Raw genomic sequence first — 26,053 nt, forward strand, 5'->3', positions numbered from 1 at the left:
GCTATTTGGCAATGGTATCTGCGGTCCGGGTGTAGGGCAGTACCTCAGCGGATCTACCACGCTGGCGGTAGGTCAGCAGCTAGTTGTCAACTACAACCTCTCTAATCTGCCATCTGCAACGGCTACATGGCCCCCCGACACCATAACCCTGACGGCGGCCACATGGACGAACAATTCTACAGTGTCCGTGACCCTCAACTATGTAATCTGGTGAACCAATGTCATTCATAATCAACGATGGCACACAGAGATTCGCTTCCGATAACTCTCTTAATGTCGAGGTAGGATCGGCAACTCCGTCAGGACCTATAACCCTGAATGGAGTTGCCCTGCTGAGTGGTTCTAAGCTGGCGCGGTCCCGCGTTCCGTCGGCTGCCCTACTCCGCACCTCGGGGGTAGTCGCTACCATACCGCTGTACTCGCAGGTGACAGCCTCTTACACGGGTAAAACTGGATGCGGCTCATGCTCTGCTGGCATCTATGTTTCCGCCACGTCTACCACAATCACGCTGGCAAACGGGACAACCACCGCGATCAGCAACGTAACCTACACGGTGATCTAATGCCCATCCTGATAAACGATGAATCTGGCGGTGTAACTACCCAACTGCTGCAGATCGACAATAACGGTCAGCTATGTCTCGGTACAGGTACACCTCTGGCGAAGCTAACAGCAAACGGGGTAGGGCTATGCGATGCCTCGGGGAATCTGCTGACAGGAGTAGCCAGTGCAACACTCGCGCCGGGTAGCGGGACCGTGGTGCTTGGATCGAATCAGTATGCGACGGTCTACACCGTATCGGGGTTTGAACCTAATGTATGGCTGGCTGCCTATTTCCCCGCTACGAAGCATACCTACAACACGGTAAATAATACGTGGAGCACTGCGCCACTGTACAAAGTCTCCCACCAGGTCGACAACGTGGTGAGCGGCAACTTCGAGGTGATGTCGAATGATCTCTGGGTCAACGATCAATTTAATGCGGCCACCTATCCAGATGTTTCCTACATCTACATGTGAGGACAAATGATCTATTTTCTTGAGTACGATTCAGGAGGAAACATCGTGCACGTTTGCGGTGACCCCACTATTACGATTGTTCCGTTGATAAACCGGGTGGAGTACAAAGACGCGAACGGCAACCCTCTGGTAGATGCGAGCGGTGCTCCACTCTCTGGATCGGACCATCCCATGCAGGAACCGGTCGGTATCGACCAGGCGACACATGACATGTTAATCGCCAACGGGCTGGATAAATACACCTACAGCAATGGCGCAGTAGTCGCAAAGGTATAACTCCCCATGCCCAATAAAAAGACATCTCTCCTCGCATCGCTCGATCACTACTGCTACCGAGATCCAGTCATGCACATCCACGAGTATCCGGCTCTCTACGTCTGTCAGTGCCCTAGCTGCGCAGATCCTAACGTCCCCTGCACCTGCTGCCATGCGTCTCTGTCTCCGGAGATGGCAAAGCAGGCTGGACTAATGCAAAAAGACGGTACTGTCCTCTGTCCTGACTGTGGAGTAGCCATGACGCTCAACCCCGCACGGAGAGAGGCTGAGGTCCATGTGCAGCTCTGCACGGACAAGACGATCCACTATCCCGAGATGCACAAGGCCAAGACCATCAGCGATGCAGATTATGCTGCATGGAAAGCCACTCTCATCCGTGATGAGCTACTGGGCAACTATGTACGTGTGCCGACTAGCACAGTGTTTGCTAGGTTCTCCCACGATGAGACAGCATTGCTAGATTCCGCTCCAGACAAATTCCAGACCATCATGCAGGGTCGGGTGAATGACAGCGCGGAGAACGCAATGAGGCACTCTATCCCGAGTCAGCACAAGACCACTAAAAAACCCGTCAAGATCTAAAAAGCCACCAAAGAGGAATCCCCCAAAATGAGAAAATATATCCTTGCCCTGCTGCTCTGCGCGGCCTCGCTCTCCTATGCTCAGAGCAGCTTTGTCACCATCAGCGCGAGCAAGCTCTATGCCGGTGGAAGTCACCTAGTGCGAGCTGGTAAGCTCTGCGCTACTGCTACCGATGCCAGCGATCAGCCACTGTCTATTGGTGTGCAGGGTGGTGGTATTGTCCTGCCTCTTTCTGCATGCTCCACCATCAGCAATGGTGCAGCGACTCTACAGGTGGCGGACCCTCGCACAGCTAGTCTCAATGCTGAATACAGGATCACGGTGTTCGATGCGGACAGCCAGCGGACATCTATCTATAGCCGGGTAGTAGTCGATGGATCATGGTGCACCGGGACTACCTGTAGTCTCGACAGTTACGATCCGACTACCAGCGTACCTATGATAGTCCCGGATATCACGCTGGGCTCTGCCGATGCTACGGGGACCAAGGACGTATCCAGCAGGGTGAATGCTGCTATCGCTGCGCAGGTGGGTAGCTATCTCGGAAGTAGTGCATCGTTCACGTTGCCTCCAGGACAATTCTGGGTTCCAAGTCTGAGCAATGTCTACGGTGTACCCTTTACCGGTCCGGGAAGATTGCTGAAGACGGTCAATCAGACATCGCTCAACTCGTCGAATGCGACCGTGACCGCTACTACGGCGCAAGCTAACAGCTATGCCTATGCGACTCCTCGTCTGGTATTCGGGCAGGAATACATGAGCCACTGGATGGCTAACATACAGGGAGGAGCAGCGACCAAGGTACTATTTAGCGGTGACTCTACGACGCAGGGAGTCAACATCACCAATAACGCCTACCTTGTGGATAAATTGTTCGCTGCGTCGGCTTCGTCTGCGGGTTTGGTTAATATAACAACTTCCAATTCCGGTCAGTCGGGTAAAGATACTGCTGATTGGGTATCCACCTTTTTAGCCTCGGACCTAGCGACATCCCCTGACGTCTATGTAGTCCGGTGGGGTATCAATGACCCATTCTGGGGACTCACTCCTGCTCAGACCATTGCCAACATCCGTAGCGGTCTGGCAACGATCCGGGCATCGAAGAATGTGGATCAGATGACCGTAGTGCTGGAGATGCCGTCTGCGGTCAACGACAATCCCAATGGTCGTGGAGCTACCTATTACGAGCAACTGCGAAACGGGTATGCTCAGGCCGCGAGAGACTATCAGGCGGTATTCATCGACCTGTATGGCCTGATGCCAGACAATGACTTCGCGGTGCAGACCTGCATGATGGATCAGCCTTTTGCGGGTACGTCTACACCGCCAGTCCATATCCATCCGGGTAACTGCAAAAACCCCATCTACAACGACATATTAGCTAAGACCTTGATCGATCCAGTGCGGGTGTGGGGTAGCAGCAGCTCGACTCCGACAGGATCATTTACTGGTCCCGTCTCCACAAACTACCCCGGCTCTGGGGTATTCATGGGGGCTAACCCTACCTATGGACCTACGCAGGTGTTCTATAACTCGCTTGCGGGAACAGACAATAAGCTGTGGCAGTTTTACCCGGACACGGCTGGCACGTTTAACCTCTGGATGGTGAATGATGCGTCTAATGCTGTCACCACGGTGCTAGCGATCCCCCGCTCGGGGATAAATCCTCAGCCTATGAGGATCAATGACGACCTACAGGTGAGCGGGACTATATCCGCTGGTGGTGGCGCTATAGCTGTGTATCGCTGCACTACTGCGGGTACTCTGCCAGTCGGTGCACTGACTGTAGATGGTAGTACCTGTGGAGCCAGCACAGACACCGGCCTCCGCGTCAAGTAGCTCCTCCTCACTCCCTCTCTCTGCTCTACCCATCCCCCCGATAAGGACCAGACCGCCATGCATGAGACTACCCCTCCCACTTTTCCTAGCCAGAACGACTATGAATGGATACGCGAGACTCTGATGCTGCATACAGCGGCTCTCGCCACCCTGACAGCAGACTCAGCAGCGCTACGAAAATCTCTGGAGGGGAATGGACATATCGGACTCATAGGCAGGGTGGAGAGGATCGAGGGGCTAAAAAACAAGCTGTATGGGGTAGCCGTATCTATCTCCGTACTAAGCGGTATCGCATGGCACCTGCTCTCTCTGGGGCATCGATAGATATGGGGACATCTAAGAGGTATGTACTGGCCTTTGATATACACTACCCCGAGCATGACGACCTCTCGTGGCGGTGTGTGCTGGACTACACACGGAAGAATGATATCGATGGCTTCATCTTCGGGGGCGACCAGCTAGATCTAGCCTGCATCAGTCATCACACCGCGTCTCAGCCACTCTACCGGCCTCAGGGAGCCCTGAGGTCTAACTTGGATGGGTTCAAAAAATACATCCTCGATCCTGTGGATGCGGCACTTAAACCGGGTACAGACAAGCGCTTCCTGATGGGCAACCATGAGGCCTGGCTGACCGAGCAGTACAAAGAGACTAACCCGGAGCTGGATGGATTGCTCGACCTCCCTGACCTGCTAGGACTCGCAGAGCGAAAGTATGAGGTCATCCAGCAGGGGGGACACACACAGATTGGCAAGCTATACGTCATCCACGGGGACACCATAGGTGGCGGAGTAAACCACGCTAAAAAGTGTGTGGATGTCTGGGCTAGGTCCGTCGTCTATGGGCACCATCACACACTACAGAGCTACACCCGGACCAGTCCCGCGCATGAGTCAGAGCGCTGGACAGCTATCTCCCTCCCCTGCCTGAGCCACACCGCTCCCCGGTATGGTCGAGGCCGAAGCAATATGTGGGTAAATGGCTTTGGCGTCGTCGATGTGCGGTCAGGTGGCGCGTTCAATGTCAATCCGGTCATCATCACGGATGGCACCTGCTCCCTAGAGGGAAAGACCTACACCGGCAAGCGGTCACACCACAAGAGAGGAGCCTAGCGCCATGATCGGGTTCGGAGTCCAGCGGGTGGTCAGGCGGCCTATCTATTCCGTGACAGGTCAAAAACTCTGCTACTACATCGACGGTCCACGGGGGATAGAGCTACTCACCCTGCGGGGGAAGAAATATGCAAAGCTCACCGCCAAGCACGTAGAGTGGATCGCTTCCCTATCCGCTGGCTCCTCCGCATGTGGAGGGACCATTTTGTCGAATAACGATATATACGAGGATTAGCATATATGAACATTACAGACACGATTCAATCCGCCAAAGTGTGGCTCACCACGCATCCCTATTATGGTGGCCTCTGGGTGGTGATCGAGTCCGCTGCCATCGGCGCGGTGCTCGATGCGGTAACCACCGGCATGTACTACTCGACAAATGGTCTGAAGCACCTGTCTTTTGTCATCGTGACGACTGTAGGGCTGTCCATCAGAAACTACATCCGCCAGTCCCCGATTCCTCCTCCTTCGAAGTAGATACATCCACGCAAAACCTAACCCAAGAACGCCGTCCCAAAGGAGGGACGTACACCTATGGCCATAACATTCAAGAGTGTCGGACATTTTTTTGCCTCGTTTTTTACAGCCGTCAAAAACGACCTGCCCAAGGTCATGGCGACTGCTGCTGTGGTCGAGTCGGTCACCGCTGCGATCCCGGTCTACGGTCCGCTTGCCGTCTCCGCAGAGAAGCTGGCCTATGCCGCTATGGGAGAGTTGGCTGCGGTGCTGCATAGCGGTGATGCAGCGGTAAAAACCAAACTGCAGGATGCCGGGCTGGATATCGCGGTCATCCAGAGCATCGAGGCTCTGGTGGCGACCTACCCTTCTATCGCTGCCTTCGCAGCCAGCCTCACAGCAAAAAAGTAATCCAGTAGCACGTATCTATATATATGAGGCCGCCTCCGTCATGGGGGCGGCCTCAGTTTTTGGGAGGTCTGACAATGCAGACAATACCTACCACCCCGGATGATGAGCACACACTGGCCCTCTGCCTCTGGCGGGAAGCACGCGGGGACGGCGAAGCCGGTATGCGTGCCGTCGCAGGAGTGTGCCTGAATCGGGCTCTGTCACACACCCAAAAACTTGCACTATCGGGAGGCAGGATTTTTACCGGTGATCGAGATCCCGTGTACGCTCCATGTACATTTTTGGTGAGTTTCTGCTACTTCTACGCTTTTTACGCTCCTTTAGAATCAGTAAGTTGCTGATTTTAAAGGAGCCATTTTTGTACTCGATCAACAGACCGCTCATTTTAGGCCGCCGTGTACAACGGGTGTACAAAAATGAGCGATTTCTATTACTTTTACGATTTTTACGACCCTAAGGAATCAGTAAGTTACTGATTCTACTACGGTTACTGGCGTACTCTTCGTACGGCCCCTTGAAGTCCTCGATGGTTCCGTTGTCAAAATGCCAGATGCGAGTCGCAACTTCGTCGATAAGGTCGTGATCGTGAGTGACCAGTAGCACGGTGCCTTCGTAACGCTGGATCGCGATATTCAACGCATTGATCGACTCCAGATCCAGGTGATTCGTGGGTTCGTCGAAGATCAGGATGTTCGGCTTTGCCAGCATCAGCTTGCAGAAAAGGAGTCGCGCCGCTTCACCGCCCGAGAGCGCGTCGGTTGGCTTCAGCCCCTCTTCGCCGCTGAAGAGCATCTGGCCCAGCAGTCCCCGGATATCCTCTTTGGTGGCCTTCGGATCAAACTGGTGCAGCCAATCGGAGACCGTCATCCCCTTTTCAATAATGTTGGATACGTCCTGCGGAAAGTATCCGATCTGCGCCTCGTGGCCCCACTTCACCGAACCTCCATCTGTCGTGAAGCCGGGCTCCTCAAGATCGCGATTGCCCGCCAGCAGGGATTTCAGCATGGTTGTCTTGCCGAGTCCATTGCGCCCCATCAGGCAGACCTTTTCTCCCCGCATCACCGCCGAGTTAAAGCCCTGGATCACCTTCAGGTCTCCATAGCTCTTGGAGAGGTCCTCGATTTCGAGCACATGTTTGCCGGATGGCCGCAGCATGTCAAAGCGGATGTACGGGCGTTGAATGTTCGAGCGTGCCAGGTCGTTTGTCTGCAGGCGCTCGACTTCCTTCTTACGGCTCGTAACCTGGCTGGAGCGGGTGCCGGCGGCAAAGCGCGCAATGAACTCATTCAGTTGGGCAATCTTCTTTTCGCGCTGGGCGTTCTCCGCCTCCAGGCGTGAGCGGATTCCGGTCTTGGCCAGCACCATCTCGTCATAGCCGCCGGTGTAGGTGATGATCGTCTCATAATCGATATCGGCGATGTGCGTGCACACGCTGTTCAGGAAGTGGCGATCGTGAGAGATGGTGATCAGCGATCCTTCGAAATGGAGGAGAAAATCCTGCAGCCAGTGAATGGAGTCAAGATCCAGATAATTCGTAGGCTCATCGAGCAGCAGCGCCTGTGGTTTGCCGAAGAGGGCCTGGGCCAGCAGCACACGGACCTTTTGCCCACCTTGCAGCTCGCCCATCTTGCGCTCGTGGATCTCATCGGGAATGTCGAGGCCTTGCAGCAGAATCGCCGCATCGCTCTCGGCCGTGTAACCATCCTCTTCGCCTACGATGCCTTCCAGTTCGCCGAGGCGCATTCCATCTTCATCCGTCAACTCACTCTTGGAGTAGATCTTTTCGCGTTCCTCCAATGCCGACCATAGGCCCTTGTTGCCCATAATGACGGTGTCGATCACACGATACGCGTCGAAGGCGAACTGATCCTGACGGAGCACGCCGAACTTCCGCGGACGGACGACCGAGCCCTTCTGAGCATCGATTTCGCCGGTCAGGATCTTCATGAAGGTCGATTTGCCCGCGCCATTTGGACCGGTCAAGCCGTAACGGCGGCCTGCGATGAAGTTGATCGATACGTCTTCGAAGAGAACCTTCGACCCATAGCGCATACTCACGTTGCTGACTGAAATCATCTTCCCTTATCTCTTGTTGAATGTTGCGTTTCTTCGTTGGAGCGCGGTTCAGCGGGAGTCGCTTTTGCTTCCCAGCTTGTCTTTGAGTTTGTCCCGTGCGATGGAAACGGAGGAAACCTCGGGCGGCGTCCAATCCAGATGGATTGCGGTGTAAGCCGCCCTTTCTACTAGGTTCTCACAGATTCGACGGAGCAGGAAATACCAGCGCCGTTCGAGATCGAACCGAAAGGTTAAAAAATCGGAAATGCCCTTTGTTAAAAGAAGCGCGAAATGACCTGATTCGCAATGAATGCGCCGGTATAAGCCAGTACGAACATATAGGAGAACTGCAGTACCGGCCACTTCCAGCTATTCGTCTCGCGCCGCACCACGGCCATGGTGGAGGTGCACTGCATGGCAAAGGCAAAGAACACGATCAGCGCAATAGCGCCGCCCAGGTGAATGTCCTGGCGCAAAGCCGCCTGCAGGCCCAGCGACTGCGTTGCCGGATCGGTGCCATAGAGCGTGCCCAGCGTGCCCACGATTGTCTCCCGCGCAAGCACCGAGGTCAGCAGGCCAATGCCGATCTTCCAGTTGAAGCCGAGCGGACGGATGGCCGGCTCAATCCACTGGCCGAGCTTTCCGATTGCGCTATCCGCCAGCAGCGGGAATTTGCCGCCGTGCATGGGCAGGTGACCGAGAATCCAGAGCACAATCGTGACGCTCACAATGATTGTGCCCGCCTGATGCAGAAAGACGCGAGCACGATCATAGAGCCGCAAACCCAGGGAACGCAGGGTCGGCCAGCGGTATTGCGGTAATTCCAGGATGAACGGCGTTACCGAGCTCTTCAGGATCGAAGACTTGAGCAGCCGCGCCGTCAGCAGCGCTGCAAGAAACCCGAGCAGGTACAACGAGAGCATGACGCAGGCCCGCAGCCCGAAGAAGCTTCCCAGCACAGGGCGATTCGGAATGAAGGCCGCGATAATCAGCATGTAGACCGGCAGACGGGCCGAGCACGTCATAAACGGCGCGACGAGAATCGTAGCAATACGGTCACGCTTGTTCTCGATGGTGCGCGTTGCCATGATCGCCGGTACCGCGCATCCATACGCAGAAAGCAGGGGAATAAACGCCTTGCCGTTGAGGCCAATACTGCGCATCGTGCGATCGGAAATCAGCGCAGCACGCGCCAGGTATCCTGAATCTTCCAGAATGCCAATAAAGAGAAACAGCAGCAGGATCTGCGGCAGAAAGACGAGAACCGACTGAACGCCGGTCCACGCGCCATCGATCACGAGTGATTGCAGCCACTCACTGGGAATAAGGGGACGAATCTGCGATCCCAGGGCCGAAAGCAGGTTGCCGAAGGCATTGCTCAGCGGCTGCCCCATGGTAAAGATCGACTGGAATACGCCGATCACCACTACCACAAACAACAGTGGACCCCAGATGCGATGCAGCAGAATCCGGTCAATCTTCAGGCTGGTCTCTGCGGAAAGCGGAGCTTTATATCCCGTCTTGGAACTGATCTGGACAGCCCACTGGTGCGTGCTGGCCGCATTCCCGATCACCGGAAGCTGGAAGGGAGCGACCGTGGAGTGCTGATTCAGGAACACGTTAATGGCCTGCAACCCGGTGCCCTTATTTGCGCTGATCTGCGCTACCGGAGCGCCCAGTTCCTTGGCCAGCTTTAGCGGATCGACAGTGCCGCCGCGTTGCTCCATCAGGTCCGTCATGTTCAGCAGAATGAGCGTCGGCAAACCCAGCGCCAGGATGGGAGCGGCCAGCATGAGTTGGCGTGTCAGGTGCAGGGAATCAAGAACGAGCAGGACAGCGTCGGGCATCGGAGTGCCCGGCATATTGCCCTTCAGAACATCCACCGCAACGCGAGCATCTTCAGAATAGGAATCGAACGTGTAGATGCCGGGTAGATCGATCAGGGTAAGGTCGCGCCGGCCTATACCGCTAAGGTGGCCGATCTTTTGCTCGACGGTGACCCCGGGATAATTGGCGACCTTCTGCCGCATTCCGGTCAAGCGATTGAAAAGAGTCGTCTTACCGGAGTTCGGAGGGCCTATAAGGGCGACCGTGTGGATCTCACCCGCAACCTTGGGTGCGATGGGGAGATCAATGGTCGGCGGGGTGCAGCAGCTCATTAACCAGCCTCTTCTACCAGATTCGCAGGTGGACGCATCACAATAGACTGCGCTGTTTCCCGCCGCAAGGCTATCTCAATCCCATCTACGGCATAAACTGTAGGATCTCCGGCAGGAGCGCGGCGCAGCGCAAGCACACTGGCTTCCGGCATGATACCCATATGCATGAGGTGGTATTGCACGGTGGGCGGCAGATTCAGTTTGCTGACGATCGCAGTTTGCCCAACCTTCAATTCACTCAGTACGTTCAACTTGCGCTTCTGCATTTGCCCGCCTTGCGTCGGTCGGTCCAAGTGCGACTTGTTTGGTCCGACTTTGAGTATACGACCATTTGGGTCTGAATTACAACCCTAATCCCATCTCATTATCGGGCGGAAAGACGGGAAGGCGTTGCCTTGTTTTCCTTGGCACCACTTTCCTTGGCTTCCCACTCGTCTGCTTGTTACTTCATCTATGCTTTGGTGTTGCTTTTCTTGTATCAGAAATATGTCACTGGTTTATGTGATAACGGTCACATGGGTCGCCTAAAATCAGCCCAAATGACACCGGAAGACTTCCAGCAATCCCTGTCGCAAAACACTCCGCCTATGGCGTTCGCGGCGCCTCTTCGCGCGTTGTGGTGGGACGCAAGAGGAGATTGGGAGCAGGCGCATGCACAGGTCGATTCCCTGGAAACCGATCAGGGGATGAGGGCGCACGCATATCTTCATCGCAAACAGGGGGATGAGGCAAATGCGGCCTATTGGTATCACAGGGCTGGCAGAGCCACTCCCGCCGTGTCGCTTGCAGAGGAATGGGGGAGCCTGCTGCAGGAATTTCTGCTGGCAGCATCCCGCAATCTTCTGTGAGGATGTCCGCATGCCGCTTTAACGACCTCCTGAGTGTTCCTTGAAATGGAACCCACTAAAAATAGGATCGACATAATCTGTCGACACAAATAATTGGCATCTATGCGTTTTCGTGGTGTGCCAGCCCTGTTTTCCAAGAGTCGGAGTAGGGCGACGACAACCCTGATTCCGTTTTGCTGGACCTGATGTGTTGTTCGTCACAGCGCCGCAGGAGCCTCAGGAGGAGACTGTCTTAGGTATCCCAATACAGGAGCTCGCGGAGCCATTGTGAGGTCGGAAGACCGCTTGTGCCATTGACTGGGATGAAGGGAGAAGCATGAAGGACACAAATACGGTCATTCTCGACGCCAACGAAGCAGCCGCGTCGGTAGCGTACCGGCTCGCCGAGGTTGTCGCGATCTATCCGATTACACCATCGTCCCCGATGGCAGAGTGGTGCGATCAATGGAAATCCGAGGGCAAGAAGAACATCTGGGGTGCCCTGCCTATTGTCGAAGAACTGCAGAGTGAAGGTGGCGCCGCCGGTTCCTTGCATGGTGCGCTTCAGGCTGGAGCCTTCGCCACGACGTTTACCGCATCGCAGGGCCTGCTGCTGATGATCCCGAACATGTACAAAATCGCTGGCGAATTGACCGCAGCGGTGATGCATGTAACGGCCCGCACGGTTGCGACGCACGCGCTGTCCATCTTCGGAGATCACTCCGACGTGATGGCCTGCCGCCAGACGGGATTCGCAATGCTCTGCTCCAATTCCGTACAGGAAGCAGCCGATCTCGCTCTTGTCTCCCATATCGCCACGCTGGAATCCCGTGTGCCTTTCGTTCACTTCTTCGATGGTTTCCGGACCTCGCACGAAGTTAACAAGATCATTCCCATCTCGGATGACGATATCCGTGCGCTGCTCGATAACAAGTATGTGGTTGCGCATCGCGAGCGCGCTTTGAGCTCCGATCGCCCGATCCTCCGTGGTACCGCGCAGAACCCCGATGTGTTCTTCCAGGCCCGCGAAGCCGCCAATCCGTACTACCTGGCCTGCCCGACGATTGTGCAGGACGTGATGAACCGCTTTGCAAAACAGACGGGCCGCAGCTACAAGCTGTTTGACTATGTTGGCGCACCGGATGCCGAACGCGTCATCATCCTGATGGGCTCGGGCGTGGGCGCGGCGGAAGAGGCAATTGAGAACCTGATCGCCCAGGGCGAGAAGATTGGCGTCCTGAAAGTGCGGCTGTTCCGCCCCTTCTCCTCCGAAGCATTTCTGAACGAATTGCCGGCGACGGTTCGCAAGATCGCGGTTCTCGATCGCACCAAGGAACCAGGTTCTGTAGGTGAACCGCTCTATCAGGATGTGGTTACCGTCTTCAGCGAGGCCTTCACCGAAGGCAAGACGAAGTTTGCGGAGATGCCGCGCATTATCGGAGGCCGCTATGGCCTGTCATCGAAGGAATTCACTCCCGCCATGGTCAAGGGCATCTTCGACGAGCTGAGCAAGCCGCAGCCGAAGAATCACTTCACCATCGGCATTCACGACGACGTGACGCACACCAGCCTTGCCTACGATCCCGAGTTCTCCACCGAGAACCCGCGCACCGTACGCGCTCTGTTCTATGGCCTCGGCTCAGATGGTACGGTGGGTGCGAACAAGAACTCAATCAAGATCATCGGCGCCAACACGCCGAACTATGCTCAAGGGTACTTTGTCTACGACTCCAAGAAGTCCGGAGCTCTGACGACTTCGCATCTACGTTTCGGCCCGGATCCGATTCGCTCCACATACCTCATTACCAAGGCGAACTTCGTGGCCTGCCACCAGTTCTCCTTCCTGGAGAGGATGGACATCGTCTCAGCCGCGGCCCAGGGCGCGGTCTTCCTCCTGAACGCGCCTTACAGTGCGGAGGAGGTCTGGCAGCATATTCCACGCAAGACGCAGAAGGAGATCATCGACAAGCAGTTGAAGTTCTACGTGATCGATGGGTATCAGGTTGCGCGCGGCGCCGGAATGGGCAATCGCATCAACACCATCATGCAGACATGCTTCTTCGCTATCAGCGGCATACTTCCGCGAGAAGAGGCAATTGAGCAGATCAAGAAGTACATCCAGAAGACCTATGGCAAACGTGGTGATGCCGTAGTGCAGCAGAACTTTGCCGCTGTGGACGCAGCCCTCGCACACCTGCATGAGGTAAAGGTGCCAGCCACCGTGACAGCGACCTTCGAAATTCTGCCGACGATTCCCGCGAAGGCGCCTGCATTTGTGCGGGACGTTCTCGGCAGGATCGCCGACGGGCACGGCGACGAGTTGCCGGTAAGTGCGCTGCCGGCGGGCGGAACGTTCCCCACTGCTACAGCGCAATGGGAGAAGCGGAATATCGCGCAGATTATCCCGGTCTGGGACAAGGATCTGTGCATCCAGTGCGGCAAGTGTGTCATGGTATGCCCGCATGCAGTCATCCGCGCCAAGGTATTTGACGCTCCGCTGGCTGCAGGAGCTCCGCCTACCTTCAAATCGGTCAAGGCGAAGTGGCGCGGTATGGAGCAGGATCTCTACAGCCTGCAGGTGGCGGCGGAAGATTGCACCGGCTGCAAGTTGTGCGTGGAGGTCTGCCCGGTAAAGAGCAAGAGCGAAGCCAAGCACAAGGCGATCAATATGGAGATGCAGGCGCCATTGCGCGAGGCAGAGCGCGAGAACTGGAACTTCTTCCTGTCCCTGCCGGAAGTCGATCGCAGCAAGCTCTCGCACACGCAGGTGAAGGACATCCAGCTTCTGCAGCCGCTGTTTGAGTTCTCCGGCGCCTGCGCAGGTTGCGGTGAGACACCATATATCAAACTGCTGACGCAGCTTTTTGGCGACCGCCTGTACATCGCCAACGCAACTGGCTGCTCGTCGATCTACGGTGGCAACCTGCCGACCACGCCTTACACGGTCAATCCGCAGGGACGCGGCCCGACATGGTCCAACTCTTTGTTTGAGGACAATGCCGAGTTTGGCTTCGGCATGCGGAGCGCCCTGGACCAGCAGAAGACGTATGCGGAAGGGCTCTTGAGCAGCCTCTCCTCGATCCTCGGTGACAAACTGATCCACGAGACACTGGAAGCGGAACAGCGGACCGAGGCGGACATTACTGCACAGCGGGCTCGCGTAGAGGAGATCCGCAAGAAGCTGAAGACTGCGGATTCCATCGCGGCGCGGACCTTGCTTCCGATTGTGGATTCTCTGGTTCGCAAGAGCGTGTGGATCGTCGGCGGCGATGGCTGGGCTTACGATATCGGCTTTGGCGGCGTAGATCAGGTGCTGGGCTCCGGGAAGAACATCAAGATCCTGGTGCTCGACACGGAAACCTACTCCAATACCGGTGGCCAGATGTCGAAGTCGACCCCACGGGGAGCTGTTGCGAAGTTCGCCGCGGCCGGTAAACGGACGAGCAAGAAGGACATCGCGATGGAAGCGGTCAGCTATGGTTCGGTGTATGTGGCGCGGGTTGCCATCGGCGCTCAGGACATGCACACGGTCAAGGCCTTCCAGGAAGCGGAAGCCTATGACGGGCCAGCATTGATCATCGCGTACAGCCACTGCATTGCACACGGCTATGACCTGTCGCATGGTCTGGACCAGCAGAAGGCCGCGGTCGCCTCGGGATACTGGCCACTGATGCGCTATAACCCGATGCTCCGCGAGGAAGGGAAGAATCCGTTTCTCCTTGACTCCAAGGCGCCTGCGATTGCGTTGAAGGAATACAGCTACCACGAGGCTCGCTATACCATGCTGGCTCGCAGTAATCCGGAGGCCGCGAAGATGTTGCTCCGCGAAGCACAGGATGATGTCGAGCGTCAGTGGCGTGTTTACTCCGGCCGCGCTTCCATGGCGGGCCGCAGTGCCACTCCGGGAATCGCGCCGCCTGAAAAACCCAGCGAAGTCGCTGCCGTCGCGAAGGAAGGTGAAGAGTAATGATTGACCTGTCAACAGAGTATCTAGGGCTGAAGCTGAAGAATCCGTTGGTGGTCTCTTCCACCCCGCTTTCTCAGTCCATTGCAACCATTCGGAGGATGGAAGACTGCGGAGCCTCCGCAGTCGTCCTCTCCTCTCTATTCGAAGAGCAGTTGATTCTCGAGAGCCGGGCACTCGACAAGGATCTGACTCGCGGAACGGAGTCCTTCGCCGAGTCGTTGGATTATCTGCCCAAATTCGATGATTACCGCCAGGGCCATGAGACTTACCTGGAGCATCTGCGCAAGGCAAAAGCAGCCGTTTCTATCCCTGTCCTCGCCAGCCTCAACGGCGTGACGCCAGGAGGATGGATTCGCTTTGCGAAGGATATTGAGCAGGCAGGTGCGGATGCGCTCGAACTGAACACATACTCTCTTGCCACCGATCCGCTGATCTCCAGCATGGACGTGGAAAAGGGAGTGGTGGAACTGGTTCGCCAGGTGAAGGCGAGCGTCGGTATTCCGGTGAGCGTTAAGCTCTCGCCCTTTTACACCAGCATTTCCAACCTCGCAACGCAGTTGGATGCGGTAGGAGCAGACGGGCTCATTCTCTTTAACCGCTTCTATCAACCCGACTTTGACATTGAGAACCTGGACGTCGTTCCCAGCCTGCACTTCAGCACTTCGGAAGAACTGCTGTTGAGGCTCCACTGGGTCGCGATCCTCTTCAGCCACGTCAAGGCCGACCTTGCCATTACGGGCGGCGTCCATACCGCGGAAGATGTTTTGAAGACAATGATGGCGGGTGCCCAGGTTGCCATGATGGCCTCCGCACTGCACGTTCAGGGCATCGACCACCTTACCAGCCTGCGCGAGCAGATTGTTCGCTGGATGACCGAACATGAGTATGAATCGATTCGGCAGATGCGTGGCAGTCTGAGCCGGCGTTCAGTACCGGATACCTCGCCTTTCGAGCGCGGCAATTACATCAAGACTCTGAGTTCTTACACGATGGAGAAGCCGACGACGCTGCAGTAGACGCGCCGGTGCAACTCCAAGAGTCCCTGTGCCACCACAATGCCTGCACGGATTGTGGTGGCATTTTCATTTCCGCTATTTATCTACTTTTAGTGGTTTGGCGCAGGGCTGCGAGACTACTGAAGAAGATCGCGTCGGATCGAGCAGGTTAGATTTTTGGAGGAGGCTTCAGACCTCGGCGGAGTCGTCCCGCAGTGCCTGTCGAATTGCTTGTACGGCTCGTGGGAGGGCGGAGCTTACTTCGTCGGTCAACTCCTCTGCGAGCTCAAATGATTTGCCGCCAACGGTAACTGCGATGGCACGGCGCGGGAGCGAACCGAAGAGTTCCTCCGACAGGGCCAGCAGTGCCGATGGGCTCACGTGATGGGTCAGGCTTCCGTTGGTGCCGGGCGTGGGTTCGACCGGGAACGTCGATACCTCTCCCGGCAAAGAAATCGCGGAGCAGTCTACAAAAATGACCGTATCTGCTCCGCTGATCGTCTCTGCAAGTTCAGGCGCCAACTGCTGCGCGATTACCACTTCGACGCCCGGCAGGGAAGCATCGTTTTCCACCGCTGCGGCAATCTTCCAGCCCACTCCATCATCGCCCCGCAGCGGATTGCCGCAGGCGAGAACCAGTTGGCGAGCCACTCTAGCGATGGATCTCATCGAGCCGCGAACCATCTGGCGCGACCAGTTCAATCGAGAGCGGCATCTGGCCAAAGGCGTGGGTCGAGCAACTCAGGCAGGGATCGAAGGTGCGGATCACTGCTTCTACCCGGTTCAGCATGCCTTGTTCCAGCTTCTTGCCGCTGATGTACTTCTGCGCGGTTTGAAGAACTCCCCGATTCATCGCGTTGTTATTCTGGCCTGTCGCGATAATGAGATTGGCATAGAGCATCTGCCCCTTATCGTCTACCTTGTAGTGATGCATCAAGGTGCCGCGTGGAGCTTCCGCGACTCCGAAGCCTTCCAGGCGATTGACCCCGGCGGTTGCTCGCACATGCTTGTCCAGGATGAGCGGATCGCTAAGGATACGCTCAATCATTTCGATGCCGTAGAGGATATCGATGAGGCGAGCGTAGTGGTAGTGGAAGGAACCAAGCACCGGCCCCTTCGCCAGTTGCTTGAACTCGACTAGCTCCTGGTCCGCAAGCGGCGTTCCCATGTGGCTGGCGATGTTCAGCCGGGCCAGGGGGCCGACACGATAACTTCCCTGCGGGTAGCCGAGAGGTTTGTAGTATGGAAACTTCATGTAGGAGAAAGGCTCGACTGCCTCGCCGAAATTCTCTTCGAAGTGCGCGGCTTCTATCCCGTCCTTCAGAATATTTCCCTCGGCGTCGATCAGCCGCAGCGCGCCATCGGTGAACTCGATGCTGTCGTCTTCGTTGACCAGACCCAGAAAGAGGGAAGGGAAGTTCGCGAATGAGTCGATCTCGCTCTTGAAGTTCGGGTAGATCTGCTTATACCAGTGCAGAGCATACTTGATGTTGGCGTAAGCCTCCGGAATCATCGCCAGGATCTCATCGCGCTTGGCGCTGGCGAGCGGCTCGGTTACGCCGCCAGGAATCACCCACCCAGGATGGATGCGCTTGTTTCCGAGCAGCTCAATGATGTGCTGCCCAAAGCGGCGCAGACGAACGCCTCCGCGGCCCAGTTCCGGCTTTGCCTGCACTACGCCGAACAGGTGGCGTACGGCGGGATCGGCATCCATGCCCAGCAGCAGATCGGGCGAGGAGAGGTAAAAGAAGCTCAGCGCATGCGACTGTACCATCTGGGCCAGGTTCAGCATGCGGCGCAGTTGTGCTGCGGTATGCGGAATCTCCACCGACATAATGGCTTCGCAGGCCTTTGCAGAGGCGACCAGATGGCTGACAGGGCAGATACCGCAGATGCGCGCCATCAGGCTCGGCATCTCGTAGAATGGACGTCCCTCGCAGAACTTCTCAAAACCGCGCACCTGGGTGACAGTAAAGAAGGCCTCCTGCACAGCGCCGTTGTCGTCGGTCTTCAGCGTGATCTTGCCGTGACCTTCGAGGCGTGTTACGGGATCAATCGTAATCGTTTGCGACATCGTGATCTCTCCTACGCACCAAAGCGGGTTAGGCTGGCAATGTCCGGCGTCTTGCCGGCCAGCAATTCACTCAAAACTGTGTAGAAGGTATCCGCGGAGGGTGGGCATCCCGGCAGAAAGACGTCGACAGGCACAAACTCATGCACTGGGCGCACCTTCGCGAGCAGCTTGGGAACGAGTTGGCAGGGAACCTGCTGTTGCAGGCTGGCAGTCTCGAAAAAGGCTCGGTCGGTAATGTTCTCAACCCCGAACTGATTCCTCATCGAAGGAACATTCCCCGCGACCGCACAATCCCCCATGGCGATCAGCATTTTGGTGTGCTTGCGGATGTGGCGGATCTTGTGCTCATCTTCCACGCTGCTGATTGCGCCTTCTACCAGAGCGATATCCACTTCGTCCGGAAAGACCTTGAAGTCCACGATCGGACTAAATACGAGGTCGAATTTGCTGCTCAACTCGATAAGGCGCTCGTCCATATCCAGAAAGGACATGTGGCATCCAGAGCAGCCATCCAGCCAGACCGTTGCTAGTTTGATTTTGCTCATCGTCCTTCTCTCATCACGTTCAGGTTTATCAGGAAGTCAGGATATTTCGGATGATCGGTTCCCACCTTGCTCTTGTCGAAGAGCGCTCCGGTCGGACATACCTGGACGCACTTGCCGCAGCGGGTGCAGGTAGAAGAACCCCATGGCTCGTGGAGATCCGTGATAACGATGGAGTCGATTCCGCGGCCCATGACATCCCACACATGAGCGCCTTCAATCTCCGCGCATGCGCGTACACAGCGGGAGCACAGGATGCAGCGATTGTGATCGGCGACAAACCGCTCGTGCGAAGCATCGATCGGCAGAACGGGATTGCGATACGGCAGCCGCACATGCGTCACACCCTGCGACTGGGCCACTGCCTGCAATTCGCAATGCCCATTGGCAACGCAAACAGAGCAGATGTGGTTGCGCTCCGCGAATAGCATCTCCAGAATCGTGCGGCGGTATTTCTTCAGCTTTTCGGAGTTGGTGGTGATCTCCATCCCCTCATCTACGGTGGCCACACAGGCAGGAAGAAGCTTGTTGACTCCCTTGATTTCGACCAGGCAGAGGCGGCAGGCGCCAACGTCGCTCAGGCCATCCAGGTGGCATAGCGTGGGGATGGGAATGTTGTTCTCTCGCGCCACTTCCAGAATGGTCTGGCCGGCACGGGCACTCACGTCCTGCCCATCGATAACCAGTGTTTTTACGTCAACGGCAGCACTCATGCTCTCACCTCCTCAGCCGCGGCGGACATGTTGCATACGCCGGCGGTACAGCGCTTGTGCTCGATATGATCGATGTACTCATTCTTGAAGTAACGAAGAGTGCTGAGCACAGGGTTGGGAGCAGTCATACCCAGACCGCATAGACTCGTGTCCTTGATGACTCCGCAGAGATCCACCAGCAGGTCCAGGTCATCGTACGTGCCTTCGCCGTTGCAGATCTTGGTCAGCAGCCCATACATCTGAGCAGTTCCGGCGCGGCAGGGAATGCACTTTCCGCAGGATTCCGTCATGCAGAACTCTACGAAGAAGCGGGCTACGTTCACCATGCACGAGGTGTCGTCCATGACGATCATGCCGCCGGAGCCCATCATGGACCCCACGCTGATCAGCGATTCGTAGCTAACGGCGAGGTCGAGATGTTCTTCGGGAATGCAGCCGCCGGATGGTCCTCCGGTCTGCACGGCTTTGAACTTATGTCCATCGGGAACGCCGCCACCGATTCCATAGATGATCTGACGCAGCGTCATTCCCATCGGCACTTCCACCAGCCCGGTGTTGGTGATCTTTCCAGTGAGTGCGAAGACCTTGGTCCCCTTGCTCTTTTCCGTACCCATCTGTGCAAACCACTCGCCGCCATTGCGAATGATCGGAGGGATGTTGGCAAAGGTCTCGACGTTATTGATGAGGGTCGGCTTGCCGAACAAACCGGAAACCGCGGGATAGGGAGGACGGGGTTTTGGAGTTCCGCGTTTGCCCTCGATGGAGGCGATCAAAGCCGTCTCCTCCCCGCAGACAAAGGCTCCCGCACCGAGCCTGATCTCAATATCAAAATCGAAGTCAGTGCCGCAGATGTTGTTGCCGAGCAGGCCGCGACGGCGCGCATCGCGAAGAGCAGAGGTGAGGCGGCTGACGGCGAGCGGATACTCAGCGCGTACATAAAAGAAGCCGCGGCTTGCACCTACCGCGTATGCAGCGATCGTCATGCCTTCGATCACACGCTGCGGATCGCTCTCCAGAACACTGCGATCCATAAACGCGCCAGGGTCACCTTCATCGCCATTGCAGATGACGTACTTGGGTTCGCCGACTGCCTTGGCAACCGTGCCCCACTTCAGGCCCGTGGGATAACCACCACCGCCACGTCCCTTCAATCCGCTCTTGGAGATCTGGTCGATGACAGAAGCCGGCGTCATCTCGGTGAGCGCCTTCAGCAGACCCTGATATCCTTCACGGCCGATGTAGTCGTCGATCTTTTCCGGGTCAATGCGGCCGGAGTTCTCCAGCACCACGTGAACCTGATCGTCGAAGTGCGCCCTGAGGTCACAATGCAACTCCGGGATCGCCGCCTGGCCCACGCTGTCGACAACGCGCCCGGCATCCTCGACCGTCACGCCCTTGTAGAGAACCTCCGTTGGTTCGATCAGAACCAGGGGACCAGCCGCGCACAACCCCATGCAGCCTGTTCTGCGTACAAAAACTTTCTTGCCGGATGCTGCCGCAGCTTTCGAAATCTCTTCTTTGATCTTGTCGCTGTGCTGAGACAGGCAGCCCGTGCCCATACACACGTTGACTTCGTAATCGAATTTTTGCCGCTCTTGATTTACGCCGTCGGCAATCTGTTCCAGTTCTTGGAGGTCCATCAGGCTTGCCACCTTTCAAACTGCTCCACCATGCCGGCGCCATCGAGATGAGCCACCAGTTCTCCATCGATGAGTACCACCGGTGCGCGGCCGCAGGCGCCGACACAACGCGCCGTCATCAGGGCAATCTTGCCGTCCTTGGTGGTTTCTCCCTGCTTGATGTTCAGGAATTTTTCGCTTGCGGCAATCAGCTTGTCGGCACCCTTGATGTAGCAGGCGGTTCCGGTGCAAACCGTGCAGGTATGTTCCGCGGGTGGCTTCAGGCTGAAGTGGTGATAGAACGTGACCACTCCATATGCCTGGCTCAACGGTACGCGAAGCGACTTCGCAACGAATCGGATGGAATCATCGTCCAGAAATCCAAAGGAAGACTGAACTGTGTGAAGTGTCTCGATCAGTGCCGAACGCGCATAGCCGTGGCGGCGCATAGTTCCATTCACGATCTTCCATCGTTTGTCTTCGGATGGCAGAGGCGGCATTTGATAAGCTGGCACGTTTCCTCCTGCTGGTTTCCTGCAACATGCGCGGGTTGGTTTGTCACCCTTTTCGGCTGTCTTTCTCCTGGCTTCCCAATACTCCTTCAGCCATGCATGAGACGACCGAAACTGAGGATTTCAGCCCCAAAATCATGTCTTGCAAGATCTGCGGTCTTTATAGTGCTGGAGGTGGAGAAGTAGCAGTGACAGCCGTCACGGGGAGACAGGGCATCGATCACTGCGCCGCAATCAACCGGAACATAACATTCATGCGGTCAAACGAGCTTGCATGCGTTGCAGAGAACTCAATGTTTTCGCAACGTTTCTTGAAGAGAATTTTTCATCCCAGTGCGGGGAGCCTGGCCGAAGAGCCAGCCAGAAAAATTGCGCCAAGTGCAACGCTGTAAATTGCTCCAGCCCAGGCCACTCCGCGACACAGCTTCGGACGATGGGAACTCGCGCCGAATAGTCCGCCCAGGGAAGCCGTCATCAAGGTATTCATCGCGATCAGGCCCAGGGTAAAGGCAGCCAGGCCCATGAATCCCCGGGAGGTACCGCCCAGCGATGCGGTCAGCAGAAAGAGCATCAACTGGCTTGGAGTCTCTGCGCCAAGTCCATGCAGAACCCCGATTCCGAAGGCCGAGCCACCGTTGTAATTCCATGAAAACGGGTCAGGCCGAGGGGTTTGCGGTTGGAAGAGCAGCTTGGCTCTCCACCAGAGCCAATTGATTCCCGAGATCAAAACAGCCAGGCGGCTTTGCACCCGCGAGTGCGTATGGTCATGCTTTGCAAGACTGGCAACTACGCCGATCCCCAGCACGATCAGCGTGATCCCGATTAACTTCTCCGTCCAGGAGTCCAGTTTCTCAGGGAGCGGAATGTGCAGCATAATGACCGCTGCGCCCAGCATAGCCACAGTCAACGCATGGCCCAGCGCGTACGTTACCCCCAGGCGCATGCCGCGCTTCCAGGAGTGTTGCACCGCTGTAATGTCGGAGATGGCCGCAAGATGATCGTAATCAAAGCCGTGCCGCAGGCCGAGGAGCGCACAGGAGACCAATGCCAGTTCGAGTTGCCAGTTCATTTTTGGCTCCTAAAGGCTTGCCAAGCTCGCGAGCAAAGCAGCGCGAACATCCTGATGAAGTCCATGATGTCACGCTTTTGTGACACTTATTTTTAATTCTTATGCAGCGCTGAGTCCAGTATTGCTCTGGAAGCCAGACTCCGAGAGTGATCTTGATCACAAGAGGGCCAGTAGTCCAGGGCTAAAATGACAGCAACATCCGCTGGTCTAGACCCAGGTCTGCTAATCCGTTCGAGGGCGATTCGGGGCAATCCGGGGCTGTTGAACGATGGATCTCCGGCCCCGCACTGGGGATCCGGCAACGATAGGGAGAGAGGTTTCCCATGTGTCTTGCGATTCCCGGTAAGCTCGTCGAAAAGCGCGAAGTAGACGGCATTCTCACAGGAAAAGTGAAATTTGGCGGAATTACCCGCGAGGCCTGCATGGATTTTCTGCCGGAGGCCGAAGTAGGCGACTATGTGCTCGTCCACGTCGGCTTCGCCATCAGCAGAATCGATGAGGAAGAGGCTCACAAAACCTACGAATATTTGCAGAAAACAGGCATGGTTGACGAAGAACTATCTGCGATGCGTGAATCCTCCGCTTCAGAAGAATCTCGCGCCGTGGAGGTGAAGCCATGAAGTATATCGACGAGTACCGCGACGAGAAAGTGGCACGCGCCCTGCTGGCAAACCTGCAGCGGATTGCCACGCGAGACTGGGTACTGATGGAGGTGTGCGGCGGCCAGACGCATACGCTGATGCGTTATGGCATCGACGAATTGTTGCCCAGGAATATGCAGATGGTTCACGGGCCGGGTTGCCCGGTGTGCGTCACTCCGCTGGAGACGATCGACAAGGCGGTGGCCCTGGCGGAGCGGCCTGAGGTCATTCTGGTTTCCTACGGCGACATGCTGCGGGTGCCGGGATCGGCCACGGATCTGCTCCACGTAAAGGCGCGCGGCGGGGATGTCCGGATGGCATATTCTCCGCTGGAAAGCCTGAAGATCGCACGCGAGAACCCTACGCGGGAGGTCGTCTTCTTTGGCATTGGATTTGAGACCACGGCTCCGCCGAATGCAGCCGCAGTATGGCAGGCGCAACGCATGGGGCTGAAGAACTTTTCCTTGCTGGCTTCGCATGTTCTGGTTCCTCCCGCAGTGCGGACGCTGATGTCGTCCCCAAAGAACCGTGTGCAGGGGCTGATTGCTCCAGGGCACGTCTGCGCCATCGTGGGAACGGAGGATTACAAATCGCTGGCGAGCGAATTTCACATTCCGATTGTGGTTGGAGGATTTGAGCCGGTAGACCTGCTGGAAGCGATCGTCATGTTGACGGCGCAGTTGGAAGAAGGCCGCGCGGAGGTGGAGATCCAATACACCAGGTCGGTCACCGCTCCTGGCAATTTGCGCGCGCAGCAGATTGTTGCGGACGTATTTGAGGTGTGCGACCAGAAGTGGCGTGGCCTGGGCCCGGTGCCGAAGAGTGGGTTGAGAATGCGCGAGGGATACCGGGCCTTCGACGCAGAGGCGAGGTTTGATCTTCACGGCATCTCAGTGGATGAACCTACCGAATGCATCAGCGCAGAGATCTTGCAGGGTTTGAAGCGTCCCACCGATTGTCCGGCCTTTGCCGGGCGCTGTAAGCCAGAGGCGCCGCTTGGGGCACCGATGGTCTCCGCAGAAGGCGCGTGTGCTGCCTACTACCACTATCGCCGTCATGAGTCGGCATCGCTGGTTTCGATTGGGGGAAACTGATGACTGGCTTTCCCACACTCGACTGTGCCTTGCCGATACCCACGAACACCCACGTGGTGCTCGGCCATGGCAGCGGCGGCAGGCTCTCTGCCGATCTGATGCGCGATATCTTTCTTCCCGCGTTCGGCAACGATGCCCTGAATCGGCTCGACGATCAGGCGTCGCTGGAGATGGTAAGCGGTCGCATCGCCTTCAGCACGGATTCCTTTGTTGTAAAGCCTCTGTTTTTTCCCGGCGGAAACATCGGGGAACTGGCCATCTATGGCACAGTAAACGATCTGGCTGTGGGTGGAGCAGAACCCAGATATCTAAGCGCCTCTTTCATCCTGGAAGAGGGCCTTCCACTGGAAACGCTCCGCGAAATTGTGAATGCGATGAGCGCAGCAGCGAAGCGCGCAGGCGTCTTAATTGTCACCGGCGACACCAAGGTCGTGGAAAAGGGAAGCGGCGATCAGGTATTCATCAATACCTCAGGCATTGGAGTTATTCCTGCGGACATCACACTCTCCGCCTCGCTGGTGGAGCCCGGCGACCACATTCTCCTGAGCGGTCCAATCGGCGAACATGGGATCACGATCCTGTCGCAGCGTGAGGGGCTGGAGATCGACGGGGAGTTGAAGAGCGATGCAGCGCCCTTGCACACGTTGGCCCAGGCCATTCTCAAAGCGGCTCCTCACACGCGCTGCATGCGGGATCTGACACGCGGTGGGTTGTCCAGTGCGCTTAATGAAATCTCCGCCAGCGCCAAGGTAGGCATGGAGATCCGTGAGAGTGCGATTCCGGTACTCGATACCGTCCGCGGAGCATGCGAGATCTTCGGCCTTGATCCGCTCTATGTTGCGAACGAGGGGAAACTCATCGCGATTGTGCCCGCATCGCAATCCGAAGCTGCACTTGCAGCCATGCGCGCGGTCGATATCGCAGAGCAATCCTCGGAGATTGGTGTGGTCACGGAGGCGCACGCTGGCCTGGTGACGATGCGGACCGCACTGGGCGCGATGCGTGTGGTGGATATGCTGGCGGGTGATCAGCTTCCTCGAATCTGTTGAGGCACTATGCATGAGCTTTCGATAGCCGAATCTATTTTGGATGCCGTCCGCAAAGAGATTGCGATGCGTCCCGGTACCATACCTGTGCGAGTGGGCGTTCGCATCGGCTCCATGGCAGCGATCGACGCGGAAGCGCTCACCTTTTGCTTCAGCGCGGTTGTGCACGGCACGGAGTGGGATGCGTTGAAGCTGGATACAAATGTCGTTCCTGCACGCCGGGTTTGTAACGACTGCGGTGACTCGTTTCTGGTAGAGGATTACAACGCCGTTTGTCCCGGCTGCGCGAGCGAAAACACTGCCGCAGATGGCGGAGACGAATTGGATCTGGAATATCTGGAGGTAGAAACAAATGGAGCGCCTGTCCCTTAAATCAAAGGTTTTGAGTGAGAACCAGCGAATTGCCGAGTCACTACGCCAGCGCTTTCGTGAGAATGGGGTGCTCTGCCTGAATCTCATTAGCTCGCCCGGCTCAGGGAAGACGGCCCTGCTGGAGCAGACGCTTGCGCATCTCGATCCGACGACGCGAGTGGCAGTGCTTACAGGCGATATCCAGACAGATAACGATGCTCGCCGGCTTGCACGGTTTGGCTTTCCGGTGAAGCAGATTACGACGGGCGGAACATGCCACCTCGATGGAAGCATGATCGAGAGGCATCTGGCAGACTGGTCTCTAGCGGATATCGATCTCCTGTTGATCGAGAATGTGGGCAATCTGGTTTGTCCGTCCAGCTACGATCTGGGGGAGGCATCTAAAATTGTGCTTCTCTCTGTTACAGAAGGCGAAGACAAGCCGTTAAAGTACCCTTCTATCTTCTTCAAGTCCGATTTGTTTGTCCTGACGAAAGTGGATCTGCTGCCATACGTACCTTTTAATGCGGAACTTGCCGAGGAGAATGCACGGCGTGTTCATCCCGGAATGGAGGTGGTGCGTGCCTCCGCCGTTGCACCCGGAGGACTCGACCAGTGGCTCGAGTGGTTGCGTGCGCGTATCGCTGCCGCCAAGGCATCTCCGGAACTCGCCGTCACAGGGGCCTAGC

Annotated in this window: 29 protein-coding genes; 19 read left to right on the forward strand and 10 right to left on the reverse strand. The window is 56.6% G+C overall.

Features of this window, described 5'->3' with window-relative positions:
• The 11 genes from VM554_15505 to VM554_15555 form a co-directional block, all read left to right on the forward strand.
• The coding region (locus VM554_15505) for a hypothetical protein (GenBank protein HVJ09783.1) at positions 1-214 on the forward strand (214 nt) is incomplete at its 5' end.
• 4 nt (positions 215-218) lie between these two features.
• Positions 219-563, forward strand: a complete 345-nt coding sequence (locus VM554_15510) for a hypothetical protein (protein ID HVJ09784.1) — start codon at positions 219-221, stop codon at positions 561-563.
• Positions 563-1,021 carry a hypothetical protein gene (locus tag VM554_15515; protein ID HVJ09785.1) on the forward strand — a complete coding sequence of 153 codons (459 nt, stop codon included), beginning with the start codon at positions 563-565 and terminating at the stop codon, positions 1,019-1,021. The genes VM554_15510 and VM554_15515 overlap by 1 nt, the downstream gene beginning before the upstream one ends.
• Positions 1,022-1,027: 6 nt before the next feature.
• Complete coding sequence (locus tag VM554_15520; GenBank protein HVJ09786.1) at positions 1,028-1,297, forward strand: hypothetical protein; 270 nt, start codon at positions 1,028-1,030, stop codon at positions 1,295-1,297.
• Between the two features lie 237 nt (positions 1,298-1,534).
• On the forward strand, positions 1,535-1,879 hold the full coding sequence (locus tag VM554_15525) for a hypothetical protein (protein ID HVJ09787.1): 345 nt from the start codon (positions 1,535-1,537) through the stop codon (positions 1,877-1,879).
• A 27-nt stretch (positions 1,880-1,906) separates the two neighbouring features.
• Complete coding sequence (locus VM554_15530; protein HVJ09788.1) at positions 1,907-3,718, forward strand: SGNH/GDSL hydrolase family protein; 1,812 nt, start codon at positions 1,907-1,909, stop codon at positions 3,716-3,718.
• 123 nt (positions 3,719-3,841) lie between these two features.
• Positions 3,842-4,042 carry a hypothetical protein gene (locus VM554_15535; protein HVJ09789.1) on the forward strand — a complete coding sequence of 67 codons (201 nt, stop codon included), beginning with the start codon at positions 3,842-3,844 and terminating at the stop codon, positions 4,040-4,042.
• 2 nt (positions 4,043-4,044) lie between these two features.
• Entirely contained in the window at positions 4,045-4,830 is a 786-nt protein-coding gene (locus VM554_15540) for a hypothetical protein (protein ID HVJ09790.1), read from the forward strand.
• 4 nt (positions 4,831-4,834) lie between these two features.
• A complete protein-coding gene (locus VM554_15545) occupies positions 4,835-5,065 on the forward strand; it encodes a hypothetical protein (GenBank protein ID HVJ09791.1) in 231 nt (76 codons plus the stop codon).
• Between the two features lie 5 nt (positions 5,066-5,070).
• A complete protein-coding gene (locus VM554_15550; protein HVJ09792.1) occupies positions 5,071-5,310 on the forward strand; it encodes a hypothetical protein in 240 nt (79 codons plus the stop codon).
• Positions 5,311-5,367: 57 nt separating this feature from the next.
• Entirely contained in the window at positions 5,368-5,700 is a 333-nt protein-coding gene (locus tag VM554_15555) for a hypothetical protein (protein ID HVJ09793.1), read from the forward strand.
• 453 nt (positions 5,701-6,153) lie between these two features.
• Here the strand turns inward: VM554_15555 and VM554_15560 are convergent, their stop codons facing one another.
• The 3 genes from VM554_15560 to VM554_15570 form a co-directional block, all read right to left on the reverse strand.
• Positions 6,154-7,776 (reverse strand): ATP-binding cassette domain-containing protein, encoded by a 1,623-nt coding sequence (locus VM554_15560; GenBank protein ID HVJ09794.1) that lies wholly within the window; start codon positions 7,774-7,776, stop codon positions 6,154-6,156.
• A gap of 254 nt (positions 7,777-8,030) precedes the next feature.
• A complete protein-coding gene (gene feoB / locus VM554_15565; protein ID HVJ09795.1) occupies positions 8,031-9,914 on the reverse strand; it encodes a ferrous iron transport protein B in 1,884 nt (627 codons plus the stop codon).
• Complete coding sequence (locus tag VM554_15570; GenBank protein ID HVJ09796.1) at positions 9,914-10,180, reverse strand: FeoA family protein; 267 nt, start codon at positions 10,178-10,180, stop codon at positions 9,914-9,916. The genes feoB and VM554_15570 overlap by 1 nt, the downstream gene beginning before the upstream one ends.
• Positions 10,181-10,453: 273 nt before the next feature.
• Here VM554_15570 and VM554_15575 point away from each other — a divergent pair, with 273 nt between their 5' ends.
• The 3 genes from VM554_15575 (at position 10,454) to VM554_15585 (ending at position 15,724) form a co-directional block, all read left to right on the forward strand.
• The gene (locus VM554_15575; GenBank protein HVJ09797.1) at positions 10,454-10,762 is read left to right on the forward strand and encodes a hypothetical protein; all 309 of its coding nucleotides are present in this window, start codon (positions 10,454-10,456) and stop codon (positions 10,760-10,762) included.
• 316 nt (positions 10,763-11,078) lie between these two features.
• The gene (gene nifJ / locus VM554_15580; protein HVJ09798.1) at positions 11,079-14,708 is read left to right on the forward strand and encodes a pyruvate:ferredoxin (flavodoxin) oxidoreductase; all 3,630 of its coding nucleotides are present in this window, start codon (positions 11,079-11,081) and stop codon (positions 14,706-14,708) included.
• Positions 14,708-15,724: a dihydroorotate dehydrogenase-like protein gene (locus VM554_15585; GenBank protein ID HVJ09799.1), complete on the forward strand. Its 1,017-nt coding sequence runs from the start codon at positions 14,708-14,710 to the stop codon at positions 15,722-15,724. The genes nifJ and VM554_15585 overlap by 1 nt, the downstream gene beginning before the upstream one ends.
• 168 nt (positions 15,725-15,892) lie before the next feature.
• Here the strand turns inward: VM554_15585 and VM554_15590 are convergent, their stop codons facing one another.
• From VM554_15590 to VM554_15620, 7 genes are all read right to left on the reverse strand, one after another.
• Positions 15,893-16,354 (reverse strand): hydrogenase maturation protease, encoded by a 462-nt coding sequence (locus VM554_15590; protein HVJ09800.1) that lies wholly within the window; start codon positions 16,352-16,354, stop codon positions 15,893-15,895.
• Position 16,355: 1 nt separating this feature from the next.
• On the reverse strand, positions 16,356-17,777 hold the full coding sequence (locus tag VM554_15595; GenBank protein HVJ09801.1) for a Ni/Fe hydrogenase subunit alpha: 1,422 nt from the start codon (positions 17,775-17,777) through the stop codon (positions 16,356-16,358).
• 11 nt (positions 17,778-17,788) lie between these two features.
• Entirely contained in the window at positions 17,789-18,322 is a 534-nt protein-coding gene (locus VM554_15600; GenBank protein ID HVJ09802.1) for a hypothetical protein, read from the reverse strand.
• Positions 18,319-19,032 carry a bidirectional hydrogenase complex protein HoxU gene (gene hoxU / locus VM554_15605; protein ID HVJ09803.1) on the reverse strand — a complete coding sequence of 238 codons (714 nt, stop codon included), beginning with the start codon at positions 19,030-19,032 and terminating at the stop codon, positions 18,319-18,321. The genes VM554_15600 and hoxU overlap by 4 nt, the downstream gene beginning before the upstream one ends.
• Positions 19,029-20,672 carry a NuoF family protein gene (locus VM554_15610; GenBank protein HVJ09804.1) on the reverse strand — a complete coding sequence of 548 codons (1,644 nt, stop codon included), beginning with the start codon at positions 20,670-20,672 and terminating at the stop codon, positions 19,029-19,031. The genes hoxU and VM554_15610 overlap by 4 nt, the downstream gene beginning before the upstream one ends.
• Complete coding sequence (locus tag VM554_15615; GenBank protein ID HVJ09805.1) at positions 20,672-21,166, reverse strand: NAD(P)H-dependent oxidoreductase subunit E; 495 nt, start codon at positions 21,164-21,166, stop codon at positions 20,672-20,674. The genes VM554_15610 and VM554_15615 overlap by 1 nt, the downstream gene beginning before the upstream one ends.
• Before the next feature lie 322 nt (positions 21,167-21,488).
• Positions 21,489-22,232 (reverse strand): hypothetical protein, encoded by a 744-nt coding sequence (locus VM554_15620; protein ID HVJ09806.1) that lies wholly within the window; start codon positions 22,230-22,232, stop codon positions 21,489-21,491.
• Between the two features lie 323 nt (positions 22,233-22,555).
• Between VM554_15620 and VM554_15625 the strand changes: the two genes are divergently transcribed.
• Genes VM554_15625 through hypB form a run of 5 tightly spaced genes read left to right on the forward strand, consistent with a single transcriptional unit; the run spans position 22,556 to position 26,052 of the window.
• Positions 22,556-22,852 (forward strand): HypC/HybG/HupF family hydrogenase formation chaperone, encoded by a 297-nt coding sequence (locus tag VM554_15625; GenBank protein ID HVJ09807.1) that lies wholly within the window; start codon positions 22,556-22,558, stop codon positions 22,850-22,852.
• Positions 22,849-23,967 (forward strand): hydrogenase formation protein HypD, encoded by a 1,119-nt coding sequence (gene hypD, locus VM554_15630; GenBank protein HVJ09808.1) that lies wholly within the window; start codon positions 22,849-22,851, stop codon positions 23,965-23,967. The genes VM554_15625 and hypD overlap by 4 nt, the downstream gene beginning before the upstream one ends.
• Positions 23,967-25,016 carry a hydrogenase expression/formation protein HypE gene (gene hypE, locus VM554_15635; GenBank protein HVJ09809.1) on the forward strand — a complete coding sequence of 350 codons (1,050 nt, stop codon included), beginning with the start codon at positions 23,967-23,969 and terminating at the stop codon, positions 25,014-25,016. Before hypD ends, hypE begins: the two co-directional genes overlap by 1 nt.
• Positions 25,017-25,022: 6 nt before the next feature.
• A complete protein-coding gene (locus tag VM554_15640; protein ID HVJ09810.1) occupies positions 25,023-25,385 on the forward strand; it encodes a hydrogenase maturation nickel metallochaperone HypA in 363 nt (120 codons plus the stop codon).
• Complete coding sequence (gene hypB, locus VM554_15645) at positions 25,366-26,052, forward strand: hydrogenase nickel incorporation protein HypB (protein ID HVJ09811.1); 687 nt, start codon at positions 25,366-25,368, stop codon at positions 26,050-26,052. Before VM554_15640 ends, hypB begins: the two co-directional genes overlap by 20 nt.
• The last annotated feature ends 1 nt before the right edge of the window (position 26,053 follow it).

Origin of the sequence: Acidisarcina sp., assembly GCA_035539175.1 — a bacterium.
In the GTDB taxonomy this organism is placed as follows: domain Bacteria; phylum Acidobacteriota; class Terriglobia; order Terriglobales; family Acidobacteriaceae; genus JANXZS01.

Bases quoted from the DNA above. Each gene is read 5' to 3' on its own strand.
- VM554_15510 (HVJ09784.1), top strand. From the start codon at position 219: ATGTCATTCATAATCAACGATGGCACACAGAGATTCGCTTCCGATAAC.
- VM554_15515 (HVJ09785.1), top strand. From the start codon at position 563: ATGCCCATCCTGATAAACGATGAATCTGGCGGTGTAACTACCCAACTG.
- VM554_15520 (HVJ09786.1), top strand. From the start codon at position 1,028: ATGATCTATTTTCTTGAGTACGATTCAGGAGGAAACATCGTGCACGTT.
- VM554_15525 (HVJ09787.1), top strand. From the start codon at position 1,535: ATGACGCTCAACCCCGCACGGAGAGAGGCTGAGGTCCATGTGCAGCTC.
- VM554_15530 (HVJ09788.1), top strand. From the start codon at position 1,907: ATGAGAAAATATATCCTTGCCCTGCTGCTCTGCGCGGCCTCGCTCTCC.
- VM554_15535 (HVJ09789.1), top strand. From the start codon at position 3,842: ATGCTGCATACAGCGGCTCTCGCCACCCTGACAGCAGACTCAGCAGCG.
- VM554_15540 (HVJ09790.1), top strand. From the start codon at position 4,045: ATGGGGACATCTAAGAGGTATGTACTGGCCTTTGATATACACTACCCC.
- VM554_15545 (HVJ09791.1), top strand. From the start codon at position 4,835: ATGATCGGGTTCGGAGTCCAGCGGGTGGTCAGGCGGCCTATCTATTCC.
- VM554_15550 (HVJ09792.1), top strand. From the start codon at position 5,071: ATGAACATTACAGACACGATTCAATCCGCCAAAGTGTGGCTCACCACG.
- VM554_15555 (HVJ09793.1), top strand. From the start codon at position 5,368: ATGGCCATAACATTCAAGAGTGTCGGACATTTTTTTGCCTCGTTTTTT.
- VM554_15560 (HVJ09794.1), bottom strand. From the start codon at position 7,776: ATGATTTCAGTCAGCAACGTGAGTATGCGCTATGGGTCGAAGGTTCTC.
- feoB (HVJ09795.1), bottom strand. From the start codon at position 9,914: ATGAGCTGCTGCACCCCGCCGACCATTGATCTCCCCATCGCACCCAAG.
- VM554_15570 (HVJ09796.1), bottom strand. From the start codon at position 10,180: ATGCAGAAGCGCAAGTTGAACGTACTGAGTGAATTGAAGGTTGGGCAA.
- VM554_15575 (HVJ09797.1), top strand. From the start codon at position 10,454: ATGACACCGGAAGACTTCCAGCAATCCCTGTCGCAAAACACTCCGCCT.
- nifJ (HVJ09798.1), top strand. From the start codon at position 11,079: ATGAAGGACACAAATACGGTCATTCTCGACGCCAACGAAGCAGCCGCG.
- VM554_15585 (HVJ09799.1), top strand. From the start codon at position 14,708: ATGATTGACCTGTCAACAGAGTATCTAGGGCTGAAGCTGAAGAATCCG.
- VM554_15595 (HVJ09801.1), bottom strand. From the start codon at position 17,777: ATGTCGCAAACGATTACGATTGATCCCGTAACACGCCTCGAAGGTCAC.
- VM554_15600 (HVJ09802.1), bottom strand. From the start codon at position 18,322: ATGAGCAAAATCAAACTAGCAACGGTCTGGCTGGATGGCTGCTCTGGA.
- hoxU (HVJ09803.1), bottom strand. From the start codon at position 19,032: ATGAGTGCTGCCGTTGACGTAAAAACACTGGTTATCGATGGGCAGGAC.
- VM554_15610 (HVJ09804.1), bottom strand. From the start codon at position 20,672: ATGGACCTCCAAGAACTGGAACAGATTGCCGACGGCGTAAATCAAGAG.
- VM554_15620 (HVJ09806.1), bottom strand. From the start codon at position 22,232: ATGAACTGGCAACTCGAACTGGCATTGGTCTCCTGTGCGCTCCTCGGC.
- VM554_15625 (HVJ09807.1), top strand. From the start codon at position 22,556: ATGTGTCTTGCGATTCCCGGTAAGCTCGTCGAAAAGCGCGAAGTAGAC.
- hypD (HVJ09808.1), top strand. From the start codon at position 22,849: ATGAAGTATATCGACGAGTACCGCGACGAGAAAGTGGCACGCGCCCTG.
- hypE (HVJ09809.1), top strand. From the start codon at position 23,967: ATGACTGGCTTTCCCACACTCGACTGTGCCTTGCCGATACCCACGAAC.
- VM554_15640 (HVJ09810.1), top strand. From the start codon at position 25,023: ATGCATGAGCTTTCGATAGCCGAATCTATTTTGGATGCCGTCCGCAAA.
- hypB (HVJ09811.1), top strand. From the start codon at position 25,366: ATGGAGCGCCTGTCCCTTAAATCAAAGGTTTTGAGTGAGAACCAGCGA.